This is a genomic window from Spirulina subsalsa CS-330, assembly GCF_028330765.1.
In the GTDB taxonomy this organism is placed as follows: Bacteria; Cyanobacteriota; Cyanobacteriia; order Cyanobacteriales; family Spirulinaceae; genus Spirulina; species Spirulina subsalsa_A.
This window is the reverse complement of sequence record NZ_JAQMTY010000123.1, coordinates 1-13256: the sequence shown is the minus strand read 5'-3', so window position 1 is coordinate 13256 and position 13256 is coordinate 1. Positions and strand designations below refer to the sequence as shown.

Annotated in this window: 6 protein-coding genes; 2 read left to right on the top strand and 4 right to left on the bottom strand. The window is 56.2% G+C overall.

The annotated features are described in order from the left end of the window. The 3 genes from PN477_RS08330 to PN477_RS08320 all read right to left on the bottom strand — a co-directional run. On the bottom strand, positions 1 to 4151 hold a 4151-nt coding region (locus tag PN477_RS08330), incomplete at its 3' end, for a chemotaxis protein CheA (protein ID WP_272147150.1). Between the two features lie 37 nt (positions 4152 to 4188). Then, complete coding sequence (locus tag PN477_RS08325) at positions 4189 to 8967, bottom strand: GAF domain-containing protein (RefSeq protein WP_272121859.1); 4779 nt, start codon at positions 8965 to 8967, stop codon at positions 4189 to 4191. Between the two features lie 256 nt (positions 8968 to 9223). Next, entirely contained in the window at positions 9224 to 10438 is a 1215-nt protein-coding gene (locus tag PN477_RS08320) for a response regulator (RefSeq protein ID WP_272121861.1), read from the bottom strand. Between the two features lie 402 nt (positions 10439 to 10840). Here PN477_RS08320 and pgl point away from each other — a divergent pair, with 402 nt between their 5' ends. Both pgl and PN477_RS08310 read left to right on the top strand, forming a co-directional pair. Beyond that, the gene (pgl, locus tag PN477_RS08315) at positions 10841 to 11575 is read left to right on the top strand and encodes a 6-phosphogluconolactonase (RefSeq protein WP_272121863.1); all 735 of its coding nucleotides are present in this window, start codon (positions 10841 to 10843) and stop codon (positions 11573 to 11575) included. A gap of 219 nt (positions 11576 to 11794) precedes the next feature. Further along, positions 11795 to 12496: an FHA domain-containing protein gene (locus tag PN477_RS08310; RefSeq protein WP_272121865.1), complete on the top strand. Its 702-nt coding sequence runs from the start codon at positions 11795 to 11797 to the stop codon at positions 12494 to 12496. Between the two features lie 4 nt (positions 12497 to 12500). Here the strand turns inward: PN477_RS08310 and PN477_RS08305 are convergent, their stop codons facing one another. Then, positions 12501 to 13133: a response regulator gene (locus tag PN477_RS08305; RefSeq protein ID WP_272121867.1), complete on the bottom strand. Its 633-nt coding sequence runs from the start codon at positions 13131 to 13133 to the stop codon at positions 12501 to 12503. Positions 13134 to 13256: the final 123 nt, after the last annotated feature.

Genomic DNA, 13256 nt, shown 5'->3' with positions numbered 1-13256 from the left:
GGGTCGGGGGGGGTGGGGATGGGGTGTTGATCCGAGGGGTGCGCGTCGGGGATATAGAGACCCAATTGTTCGGTGGAAAGGGCAGGAGAGGCGATCGCAGGCTGCGATCGCGCTGGGGCCAAGGATTCTTGAATCAGGCGCATCCCCTGTTTTTGGGTATGTTGCACCAGCATCGCCCCGTCAATCACTAAGGTGAGGCGGCCATCGGCCAAAATACTACAGCCGTAAAGGTAGGGCGGGGGGGCGATCGCATCGGAAATCGGCTTAATCACCAACTCGGATTCCTCAATCACCTGCTGCACCTCCAACCCGATCAAGCCATCGGTAGTGCGCAACAGCAGCACCGGCGTAATATTCTGCGGCGTACTCAGCACCGGCTGAAGTTCCCCCCGATCCGCCAAGGCTAAATATTGCTGCGTCGCCGCTAACCGAGCCGGGGATTTAAACAGCGAGGCTAGTTCGTAGACCGGCACGGTGCATTCGGATTCTTCTTGGTTCCAATCAAGCACCTTTTGCCCAGCAATAAACCGTAGCTTTTCCCCCGGAATCAGCACCTGTTCAATTTCATTGGACACAAACCCATACACCGACGACCCCGCCTGACAGATCAGCAACCGCGCACTGAGGAGCGATTCCCGAATCTGGAGCGAAAAAATCGTACCCTGGCCGCCATTGCCCGACTCAACACCATTGCGTCGCCGGACTTGGAGCGTACCTTTAATTTGCGCCAACTGGGTTTTGACCACATCCAGCCCCACGCCGCGCCCGGACAGATCGCTCACTTGGTCAGTGGTGGAAAATCCGGGGGAACAGAGTAGATCCAGCAGACGTTCTTCAGGATGAGGTTGGCGGCGAATCTCGTCGGCCTCGGCTTTGCTGATTAAATGATTGGCGATCGCCCGCTGACAAATGCGGTCAATCTTTAACCCCTGACCATCATCGCGCACCTCAATAATCGTGCGGTTGCCCTGGTTATAAGCCGCAATTTCAATCTGGCCCTGTTCCGGCTTCCCCGCCGCCCGTCGCGCTTCCACCGCTTCAATCCCATGGTCAAAGGCATTGCGCACTAAATGCAGCAGCGCATCGTAGAGATTTTCCGTAATCGTCTTATCAATCAGCACCCCAGTACCGCGCACCGTCAGCGTGACCGGCTTTTTATTCACAAAGGACAACTGCTTCACCATCGGCGGAAATCGCTTCAATAACCCCTCAATGGGCATCATCCGCGCCGCTTCCATATTGTCCCGCAGTTGCTTCGAGAGCCGTTGTTCGCGCTCAATGGTGGAGGCGGTGGTGCGCACCAAAAGATTCATGTCCTCGGTGGCTTGGGTAATTTGGGAGGTTTCTTCGAGGGCGGCGTAAAGAAGACGGTGAACAGGGGAAGCGGTGGCGGAGTTGGTTTCACTAGGGAGGGTGGAGCGCAGTTGAGCCAGGGTGAGGCGGTGTTTGCGCAGCCAGTCCGAGAGTTTTTGGACGGAGGTTTGAAATTGCTCGTCCCGGAGGGCGAGTTGGTTTTGATTGATCAGGAGTTCGCCCACCAGATGATTGAGGTGTTCGAGTTGGTCGAGTTCAATGCGGAGGGTTTTCGAGACGGGGGGCGCGGTGCTAAGGTTCTGGGGCGGGGTTTGGGGCGGCGGGGCTTTGGTTTGGGAGGCGGGGACGACTTCATCCCAGAGGTCACTGGCAAGGGTGACGCGATCGGGGACGGGGGTGGCGGTGCGAGAGGGAGCGATCGCTTCTGTCTCGCGATCGTCGTCCGGTTCCTCTCGATCACCAGAATCCACATCATCGGAGCCATCCCCCTCAAACAGACCCGACATCTCCTGCTTCGGCCCCGTCTCCGGCAGGATCAGACCCACCCCAAAAATATCATCCAAGCTCGGCAAGCCAGAGTTACCCAGGGTTGAGGTGTCTGAGGATTCCGGCTTCGCATCATCTATCGCGTCGATGAGGGGGAGCGGGTTATCTGTTGGGGTTGCCGTTGGGGAGGGGGAAAGCGTGGGGCTGTACTGTTGCCAGGCGGGGCTGAGGGTTGCGCCCTGGGTGCGATCGCCCCCTAACACTTGGGTTTGGGCGGTTTGGAGATCCGCAAGGGCCAGGGCGGCGATCGCTTCGATCGACTCCGGTTGAGTTGCGATCGCCCCTTGAATCGTTTGGGCCAGGCGTGTAAATTCCGGCAATCCTAGGGATTCTCCTAACCCAATGAACACCTCAGCCTGACCTTGGAGGGCTTCGGCCAACCCTGCCCCGTCTGGGTTCTGGGCGATCAACCCCTGCAACTCTTCAATCCGTTGCTGCACCCCCACCTCAAAAATCGACTGGGTTAGATCAAACCCCATTTCCGCAGAACTGGGTAGCGGTTGCTGTTGGTTAAAACAATCCCCCAACTTCACCTGAAACCGCGCCAACAGATCCGCCGCCCGATTCAGCAGATCATCATCCTGGCTATGCTCATGGCCCAATTCCGCACTCAGGGCCAAGCGCAGACATTCATAGCCCTCAAACAACATCCCCTGCAATTCTTGATCGATCACCGCTTCGGGGGCCAGCATCGCCCGAAACACATCTTCAATGTTGTGGGCGATCGTGGTGATCGTGTCGCAGCCCACATTCGCCGATGCCCCTTTCAGGGTGTGGGTGGCCCGCATCAAACTATAAATATCCGCCGTGCTTGACCCTGCGTGCAGGGCCAAAAGCTCCTGTTCAAGGGTGACTAAAAGATCCTGCGCTTCGGTGACGAAGTATTGATAACCTTCGGGGTTGCGACTGTCGGCAGGGGCTTCGAGGGGGGGGTTACCCTCTGGCTTTGGGGCGGGCGAGGGTTCAGGCGAGGGTTCAAAGGCATCAAACCCATCGAGTTCCTCTAGGCTCAGGTCATCTAAAGACAACAGCCCCGCATTCCCAAACAGGTCTTCCGCCGATGGATGATCCAGGGCATCGGGGTCGGGCCAATCTAGCTCACGGGAAAAGTCCATCTCATCCATGGCGGGAAAATCGGGGAAGGGATCGGCTTCTCGATCCGGGGGTGCGATCGCCTGCGGTGGGGGCGGATTTTCGGGGGGTGCGATCGCCTGTTCTGCCTCGATCATCTCTGGGGGAAAGTCCGGCGCGGGGGGTTGGCCCAGTTCCGGCGGTGGGCTGAGGGGTTCCGTTGGGATTTGCTCTAGATCATCAGAATCAGGACTCAAGCCCTCCTCTGGGGCCGCCGTCGGCCAATCATCGCCCCAACTCGCTAATATTGCAGCATTTTGGTCAAATTCTGCATCATCTTGGCTAAAAGCATCATCTACCGCCCAGTATTCCGGGCTTAGGTCGGGGGCGGTTATTTCGTCAGGATGGAGGGCGGGCGCATCGAGGGGGAAAGATGCGGGCGGCGGTTCAAAACTTGCCTCTGGTTCTAAGCTTGGATCAGGGGTATCGCTCCAGTCATTCCCCCATCCGGCTAGGATTTCGAGGTCAATATCTTGCGGTGATTGGGCTGTGGGGTCTGGGGCGCTGGGTTGAGGGGACAGGGGCCAGAGTTCCGGGGGCAGGATATCAATGGGGATGGTGGTGCGATCCTCTAAGCCGAGATCGGCGGTCTGGGCTGGGGTGGGATCAGGGGCGATCGCGTCCGGTTCTGGCTCAATCACAATTTCAAAACTGGCGGGAGGGACGGGATTAGGGGCGATCGCGTCCGGTTCTGGCTCAATCACAATTTCAAAACTGGCGGGAGGGACGGGATTAGGGGCGATCGCCGCCGGTTCTGACCTTTGCACCCCATCCCCAAACAGGTCATCATCCCCCCAAAGATCATCGGTCTGAGGGGGGGGCGATGGCACAGGGGGCGGCGGCGTGATGATCGGTTGACGCGGGCCGTCCCTAAATAGATCATCGTCCTCAATGGCGATCGGTTGCGATGGGTGGCTCTGCGATGGGTGGCTTTGCGATGGGTGGCTTTGCGATCGCGGAGGGCGGCTCAGTTCCTCGTCGGGGTCATCCTCATCGTCATCGATCGGGATTGAGGTCGAACTCTGGGGGGTGGGAGTCTGCAACAGCGCTTCCGCCGCCTTCGCCACCTGCTGGCCCACCTCATCCCGTTGGAAATACTCCCAATCTCGAATTGATGACCAGACACCATCGGCCAGTTTATGCAGATCCCATTCTTTCATAGCGAACCATTGGCAGTGGACAAGTGAGCATCACGGATTAATTGACCTTGAATTGTTTCACCACCTCTTGGAGGGTTTGGGCTGTGGTCAGGGTGTCTTGGAAGGTGTTGGACAGTTGCACCGATTCGGCGGAGGTGCTGTCGGAGATTTCCGCCACTTCGCGCATGGTTTGGGTGACGGATTTTGACTGCTCCAGTTGGGCCGTGGTGGCGGTGGTGATGCTTTCGACGAGTTCGGAAATTTGGGCCGTGGCGGCGGCGATCGCTGTCAAGTTCCCCTTCGTTTCTTCCACGAGGCTCGTCCCCGCGCTCACCTGGGTAATCGCCGCCTCGGTGACTTTGATCACCTCGCTGGTTTGCTGGCGAATTTCTGCCACTAGGTTGGAGATTTCCAAGGTCGCACTGGCGGATTGGCAGGCGAGCGATCGCACCTCATCGGCAACCACCGCAAACCCTTTGCCATATTCCCCCGCCCGCGTCGCCTCAATCGCCGCATTCAACGACAGCAACTGAGTTTGGGTGGCAAAATCACTAATCAGGTTAACGACGCGATCGATTTTTTGCGATGACTCACTCAACTCGCGGATCTTCTGGCTCGCCTCGGACACTGTATCCCGAATCGCCAAAATCCCTTCCACGGTGCGATTCATTGCTGAATCCCCAGAATGTACCGTCTGGTTGGCATTTTGTACCGCTTGCTCAATGGCTGCCGCATTCACCCCCACATCCTGGCTGAAGTTCACCATTTTTTGCACTTCCGCCAAGGCTTGGTTGAGTTCCTGGGCTTGGCGTTGGGCTTGGGCCGCCAGTTGACGAATCTGGACATCACTGCCTTTGGAGGTTTCCGCCACCCGCGCCGTCACATCCTGCACTTGAATCACAATGCCCCGCAAACTTTGCAGGGTGTTGTTGTACACATCGGCGATCGTCCCCAGTTCATCTTCCGAGAGGGGAGCGCGCACGGTGAGATCCCCTTCTAAGGCGGGCCGCACCGCTCGCAGCAGATTTAAGGCCCGCTGTTGGAGTTCTTGGCGTTCGAGTTTTTCGCGGGCGGCTGCGGTTTCCAGTTCCTGGGCTTGTTGGCGCAGTTGGGTTAAATCCGCCGCCCGTTGCAGGGCAATCCCCAACTGGGAGCCTAACTGCACCATCAGTTGAATTTCGGCGTTTTCCCACTGGCGCGGCCCGGAACATTGGTAGTTGGCCATTAATCCCCAGAGGCGATCGCCCAAAAAGATCGGCACGGTAATATAGGCTCGCGCTTGGAACGCTTCGAGCAGTTCTACATAGCAGTCCGGGAACCCAGCGGCGTAGATATCGTTGCAGACCCGTGAAGCGGCCCCTTGGCGATAGGCTCCCCCTTCCGTGCGTTGGAGGTAGGTGTCTTTACTGGCCATTTGCCGCACTTGCATTTGTTTAATCGTGCAGCCTTCGGTATCAATATTGACCTTGGTTTTTTCTAAGAGGCTGGGATCTTCGACTTGATAACTGAGCAGGCTTAACCAATTGTTGCCCACGGATTCGGCGACAAATTCCCCCGTCCAATCGGGGTTAAAGCGATAAATCCCGACGCGATCGCTCTCGAACAACTGCCGCGCCTCACGGGTGGTACTTTTGAAAATCGTACTCACATCTTGGGATTGACGGATTTTATCGCTGATTAGTGCGATCGCCCGCTCCCGCTCGATTGCTTTTTCTAACTTTTGGGTCTGCTGCTTCACCGCATCCAGATCCGCCGCCCGTTGCAAGGCAATCCCCAACTGTGATCCCGCACTGACCATCAGCTTAATTTCCTCATCTTCCCAAGTCCGGGGCGCAGCGCATTGATAGCAGGCCATCAAGCCCCACAGCTTATCCTTGAGGAAAATCGGCACGGTCACATAGGCCTTAGCTTGGAAGGTTTCCAAGAGGCGAATATAGCAATCGGGAAACTTGGATTTGTAAATGTCATTGCTGACGCGGAACTTGGCCCCTTTGCGATAGGCTCCGCCTTGGGTGTCGCGCAAATAGGTGTCTTCGCTGGCCAGGCGACGAATCCGCATATCTTTAATCGTGCAGCCGACGGTATCGATGTTCTGTGCCGTCGCCTTCAGCAGTTCAGGATCTTCCCCCTGTTTGCCCATCAACGACACCCAACCCGGTTCCACGGATTCCGCCACAAACACGCCGCTCCAATCCGGGTTAAACCGATAGACCACGACGCGATCGCTCCTCAGCAAGGCCCGCACCTCCTGGGTCGCAATGCTGAAAATCGCATTAATATCATCGGTGTCTTTAATCTTGTCGCTCACCGTCGCCAAGGCCCGCTCCCGGTTGAGGGCTTCTTGGAGTTTTTGCGCCTGGGCCTTGACGGCTTCAAGATCCGCCGCCCGTTGCAGGGCAATCCCCAACTGTGACCCTAAATTCACCATCAGGGTAATTTCTTCATCCGTCCAATCTCGCGGCCCCGAACATTGATAGCAAGGCATCAAGCCCCACAGCTTATCCTTGAGGAAAATCGGCACGGTGATATAGGCGCGGGCCTGGAAACTTTCGAGCAGTTGGATATAGCAGTCGGGAAATTTTGAGGCGTAGATGTCATTACTGGCCCGGAACTGTTCCCCTTTGCGGTAGGCTCCGCCTTGGGTGTCTTTGAGATAAGTGTCCAGGGTGGCCAATTGCCGCACTTTCATGTCTTTGATCGTGCAGCCGTTGCTGTTGATGTTGCTGTCTGTGCCGGCGAGGATCGTCTCATCGACAACTTGGGCGTTGAGGAGGGATTTCCAACCGGGATTTACAGATTCGGCGATAAAGTTGCCCGTCCAGTCGGTGTTGAATTTGTAGATGGCAACGCGATCGCTGCCCAACAGTTGCCGCGCTTCATCTACGGCGGTGCGGAAAATCGTTTCCGGTTCTTGGGACTGTTTAATTTTTTCGCTGACATTGGCGATCGCCCGCTCCCGTTCCACCGCCGCCTCTAGCCGTCGCGCCTGGGCCTTCACAGCTTCCAGGGAAGCTGCCCGCTGCAAGGCAATCCCCAACTGTGACCCCAAATTCACCATCAATTTAATCTCGTCATCCGTCCAGTCCCGCGGCCCCGAACATTGATAGCAGGGCATCAAGCCCCAGAGTTTATCGTCCAAAAAGATCGGCACATTGATATAGGCACGGGCTTGGAAACTTTCCAGCAGTTGGAGATAGCAGGCCGGAAATTTCGAGTTGTACACATCATTGCTGACGCGGAACTGTTCCCCTTTGCGATAGGCCCCGCCTTGGGTGTCTTTGAGGTAGGTGTCCAGGGTGGCCAGTTGCCGCACTTTCATGTCTTTGATTGTGCAGCCTTCACTGTTGATGTTCTCATCCGTGCCTTCTAAGATCCGCTCATCGGCCACTTGGGCATTGAGCAGGGCTTTCCATTCGCTGCCCACGGATTCGGCGATAAACGTGCCGCTCCAATCGGGGTTAAACCGATAGATGGCAACGCGATCGCTTTGCAACAGTCGCCGCGCCTCATTCACCGCCGTTCGGAAAATCGTATCGGGGTCTTGGGACTGTTTAATCTTGTCGTTGACGTTGGCGATCGCCCGTTCTCGCTCAATCGCCTGCTTCAATTGCTCGGCCTGCTGATCCCGCTGCCGGAGATTGGCCGTCTGTTGCAACGCTACGCCCAATTGATCCGCCAATTGACTCGCGATCCGAATTTCCCAATCCTGCCACGTCCGTTCGCCGCTACATTGATAGGTCGCCAACAGGCCCCACAGTTGCCCGCCTTGATACACCCCCACCGTCAGATAGGCCCGCGCCTGCATCCGTTCGAGCAATTCCAAATAGCAGCCCGGAAACCCTTTGGCGTAGACATCATTCACCACCCGTAACTTCTCGCCGCGACTATAGAGGCCGCCTTGGGTGCGTTCGAGGTAGGTATCGCGCACCTCCCCAATGCTGATATTGCCGCCCCGACCCCCGGCCATCACGTTCAAATTACAATTTTCGCTATTGTCCCGCAGCAAATCCGGGTCGGGAGGCGTTTGCAGCAAGGACACCCAGCCCGCCCCCACGGATTCGGCGACAAATTTCCCCGTCCAATCCGGGTTAAACCGATAGAGGGCCACCCGATCCGCCTTGAGGAGTTGGCGGAGTTCTTGGGTGGTGGTTTGAAAAATCGTTTTGAGGTCTACGGAACGACGGATGCGATCGCTCACTTTTTGGACAATTTCATCCCGTTGGAGTTGCTGCTGATGCTCCTCGTCCACTTCGTAGCCGATCAACTGCGCCGCCAACACCGTCGCCCCCTGTTCGAGCAACACCATGTCCTGCTGCGACCAATGCCGCACTTCATTACATTGCTGCACCACCAAGAGGCCCCAGGCCCCACCCCGCAGCCGAATCACCACACTCACACTCGATCGCACCTGATATTTTTCCAACAGTTGCAATTGATAGGGGGTGACATCGGTGGTGGCGACATATTTAATGCTGACCACCTCCTGCTGATCGTATTCCCCTTGGGTATCCACACCAAAGAAGGTGGCGGGCAGGGTTTCGCTGTAGGTGGGAGTCCAGCCCCGTTCGAGATGTTCGGCGATCACCGTGCCTTGGGATGGGGTGGTGAATTGGTAGATTAGGGCCCGCGAAGCCTGAAGCTGGAGGCGAATTTGTTCAACGGCGATCGCTAATAACGACTCCCGATCCTTCGCCGCCCGCAGGGCCGATCGCAACTGCACCCCCTGTTGGCGCACCTCACGCAAGGGCTGTTCTGGCGAGGGGGGAGAGGATGCCGAGTTTGGCGGTGCAGCACTGTTTGCAGATGTGCTGTAGGGATTAGAAGATGTAGCAGTCATAGCGGCATTCCCCGTGAGTCGGCAGAGTCAGCAAGTATTGAAATTACAAAATGGTCAGCACCTAGAGCTATTTTAGAGGGGTGCTTTCGTTTTTGCCGTGAGAGCCTGGGAACTGTTACGAATTGTGATGCAAGCTAGTGCAGCGTCAATGCCAAGAATCAGGATATTTGTAGGGTGCTGTTAGCGCAGCGTAACGCACCGTCACGTTGAGCATTGGACATTCAAGACAATCCGAATATTAAGTCTTGACTCTGTACTAGGTCGGCAATGCTTTGAGGTTGAATTGCTGAAGGAGTGCCAAAATCCGGGGGGCATCGATTGGCTTGCTGAGAAAGGTGGTGGCTCCGACCAGTTTGGCGCGAATCCGATCAACCACACCATCCTGAGCCGTTAAGATTACCACGGGTGTATTTTTTAGCGTTGAAACTCGCTGAATTTGGGCACAAATTTCATAGCCATTGGCGATCGGCATCATCAAATCTAGAAAGATGACATCGGGTTTATGTTGGATCAGTAACGGCAATGCCTTGAGGGGGTCGTTAATGGGCAAAAATCGATATCCAGCATCGGTGAGGAGTTGCTCCATCAAGTGGCAGAGGTGGGGGCTGTCATCAATACAGGCAATAAGGGGCCCAGGGTTCGATGGCTCAGGGTTCGATGGTGGGGGCGCTGGGGGAGTGACCGGCGCGAACAACGCCGCGATCGGGAGATCGCCGAGGGGGGCAACGCCGATGAGCCGCTGTTGGAGGTAGGGACTGAGCGATCGCGCCACCCGCAACGGATCTTGTTGCATCACGGCGGCAATATCCCGAAGAGTCCGCTGACCGTTGATCAAGCGCGAGAAATTTTGATACACCGTCGGCGATACGGCCTGAGTTAACCCTTGAGGGTTCAGAATCTGAGGGGCAAGGTTGGGGGAGTAGCGAGTTAAGTTCGCCTGTTGCCAACTCTGCCATTGTGTTAAAGATTCAGTGACCAGGGATTGGACGCGCAGGGTGGACTGAGAGGGCAAGATTCCCTGTTCGGACGGACGCGCACCAGGATGCTCGGTTAAGGAGGCTAGCGGACGCTGGGTATGGGGTTGAATTGTGAACTCTTGCCACAGATCAAACAACACTTCCAACGTGAGGGAGCGGATTAGTTCGTTCATCGTCGGTTGATTCACCAATCCCCGGCGCATCAACATCAGCAGGAGATTGTAGTCCCAATTCGCGGTTCGCTCTTCAGGGCGAAGCAAGATCGGCTGGATGATGGCATCGGCACAATGGCGCGTTACCTGACGTTTGAAGCGTCGAATCGGATGAACACCCCCCGTAGCCCAGGCAAAACGCCCCAAATTGAAGTACAGATCAATGGTGATGACCGGAGAAAAGGTAATCCTGAGGCAACCGGTTAAATGCTGGGCAACATAGCGCTCTAGGCAGGGAATGAGGATCTCTGGTGTACAGGCACAGGGAGGGGAAGGAATCATGCAGTGTATAGGAGTATGAAAATTAACGATGCGAAAACCTGATGCGAGAGACAAAAATGATCAAAATGACTCAGGATTTTTGCCAATGATGAGATTATCGTGCCAATAATTGAGCGTATGTTTATCCTATTTACCGGTCGAATACCAACCGTAAATTCACGAGTATTAATCAACACCTCTACCCGTTCAGACTAGGCAAATTTTCCCGAAATACAGTCAAGGTTACGGACTGAGTGACGATGGGCCCGTATCAGTGTTTTCGTGGCTATCTTATTGTAGCCCGTTGGCCTGGGGCGATCGCACGATATCCCCCGACCTTGCCCCACTTCCGAAGAAATCACTAAAGTTTAGGAATGTGGCCCGCGAGTCCTTCTAGGCTAGGGCGTAGTTGATGGAGATGTTATGACCCGAACGATTCAAGTGTTGGCGGATAAAGGGGCGTTGGTGGCTCAGGCGGCGGTGTTGGTGGGCGATCGCATTCGTCAGACCCTCGCCCAACAGGAGTATTGCACGATCGCCCTCGCGGGGGGCAGCACCCCAAAACCCTTGTATGAAGCGATCGCCCAGCAGGATCTTCCCTGGGAACGGCTGCATATTTTTTGGGGCGATGAACGCTATGTTCCGGCGGATCACCCCGATAGTAATGAAGGCATGGCGCGGGCGGCATGGCTCGATCATGTGGCCATTCCTGCCGAGAATATTCACCCCATGCCCACCCACAGCGGCGACCCCGCCACCGATGCCGCCCAGCATAACCAAGACATTCTCGACTTTTTCCAAACCCCCGCCGGGGAATTTCCCCAATTTGACATCATCTTGCTGGGCATGGGTGATGATGGTCACACCGCCTCGCTGTTTCCCCATACCGAGGCGCTGCAATTGTGCGATCGCGCCATCACCGTCGGCAACAAAGACGGCCAACCGAGGCTCACCTTCACCGTCCCCCTCCTCAACCGCGCCAAACTGATTCTCTTCCTCGTCGCTGGGGCCAACAAGCAAACCGCCCTCAATCACGTTTTCGCCCCTGAAGACGACTCGAACCAATACCCCTCGCGTCTTGTTCACCCCGCCGGAGAGGCAATCTGGCTATTAGACCAAGCCGCCGCTGAGGGTGTTGCCCTTCCCGACAGGCCGTAAATTTTTCTTACCGTTCCCCCTGTCGCCGACCTTGGCCTGATCCCCCCGATTAAGATTGAGGAAGGCATGATCCTTAATGAAGTCAACACCGGAATCCTAGACCTGAGCGGGGCAGCCCTGGCCCCATGTCCGGAAATGTGAATCATCAACGTCGTAGTAAGAGACGGAACCGCCTCAGTCTTGATTTGGTTTATTCACTCCCTACCCTATGTACACCCTATGATTGTTTGTCCGAACTGTAGTCACCAAAATCCAGAGGGAGCAACTCAATGCGAAGCCTGTTACACCCCTCTCCCTAGCACCACGTCTTGCCCGAACTGTGGCACTTCGGTGCAGTCTGATGCCAGTTTCTGTGGCCAGTGTGGTTTCAGTTTACAAGCGACCAGCATTCCCACCATGACCCCCGAAGCCAACACCCCGCCCCCCTTGCCAGATTTACCCCCCGATTTGGAAGTCCCAGAGTTGGAGGTTCCGGAATTGGACTTTCCGGAATCGATGCCGGATCTGGGCAGCAATGTGCCGGATCTGCCGCCGCCGCTGCCGGATCTGCCCCCGCCGCCCCCAGTCGGCAGTGCCGCCACCCAACTGCAACTCCAAACGGCTCAGTTACTCCATGTTCAAACGAATTCACCGATCGAACTACCCCAAAATTTAGCGGTGATTCACCTGGGCAAGCCGGGCGGGCCGATTCCGCCGGATATTGATGTGTCGGGGTTTCCGGATTCTGCGGTTGTGTCGCGGGTGCATGCGGATATTCGGATGGAGGGGGATGCCTACTATATCGAGGATGTGGGCAGTTCTAACGGGACGTATATCAACCATTCGCCGCTCTTGCCGGGGAATCGCCATCGGTTGCGGGCGGGCGATCGCATTGCCCTCGGTAAAGAGGACAAGGTGACGTTTATTTTCCAAATCAATTAAGGCCCTAGCGGAGAAACTGGGCAGCAAAGAGGGCGGCTTGGGTGCGATCGCGCAACTGGAGCCGCCCTAACACATGGGTAACATGGTTTTTCACCGTCCGCTCGGAAATATACAGCGCCGTCGCAATTTCACGATTACTATAGCCCTCCCCCAACAGCGCCAGCACCTCCAATTCACGCGGTGTTAATTGCGCCAATTCCGGCGGCGGCTTGGGGGTCGGCGGGTCAGAATAAGCCATCATTTTATCGAGCAAGCCCGGCCCCAGATGGCTATAGCCCCGCTGTACTGCCCGAATCGCCTCGGCCAACTCATCCGACGGCGTATCCTTCAAGAGATACCCCTTCGCCCCTGCCCGAATCGCCCGACTCACGGACTCATCATCATCAAAGGTGGTCAGCACCAAAATTTTGATCGCCGGGGCTTGGGCCTGAATCGCCTCCGTAGCCGCCACCCCATCCATAATCGGCATCCGAATATCCATCAGCACCACATCGGGCCGGAGCGCGATCGCTTGCTCAACCGCAATTTGCCCCTGTTCCGCCATCCCCACCACTTCAAGATCGGGCTGGGCTTGCAGGAGACTTTTCAAGCCTTCCCGCACAATGGACTGATCATCCACAATCAGTAGTCGAATCATTACATCTAATAGCGAATTGCGAAACAATGAGAACGTCACCTCCCCCTTTTTAAGGGGGATTGAGGGGGATCTTGCTTTTTAAGGGGGATTGAGGGGGATCTTGCTTTTTAAGGGGGATTGAGG

What these genes read in the sequence shown, in the direction of transcription:
- PN477_RS08325 (WP_272121859.1), bottom strand. Translation starts at nt 8,967, where the DNA reads ATGACTGCTACATCTTCTAATCCCTACAGCACATCTGCAAACAGTGCT.
- PN477_RS08320 (WP_272121861.1), bottom strand. Translation starts at nt 10,438, where the DNA reads ATGATTCCTTCCCCTCCCTGTGCCTGTACACCAGAGATCCTCATTCCC.
- pgl (WP_272121863.1), top strand. Translation starts at nt 10,841, where the DNA reads ATGACCCGAACGATTCAAGTGTTGGCGGATAAAGGGGCGTTGGTGGCT.
- PN477_RS08310 (WP_272121865.1), top strand. Translation starts at nt 11,795, where the DNA reads ATGATTGTTTGTCCGAACTGTAGTCACCAAAATCCAGAGGGAGCAACT.
- PN477_RS08305 (WP_272121867.1), bottom strand. Translation starts at nt 13,133, where the DNA reads ATGATTCGACTACTGATTGTGGATGATCAGTCCATTGTGCGGGAAGGC.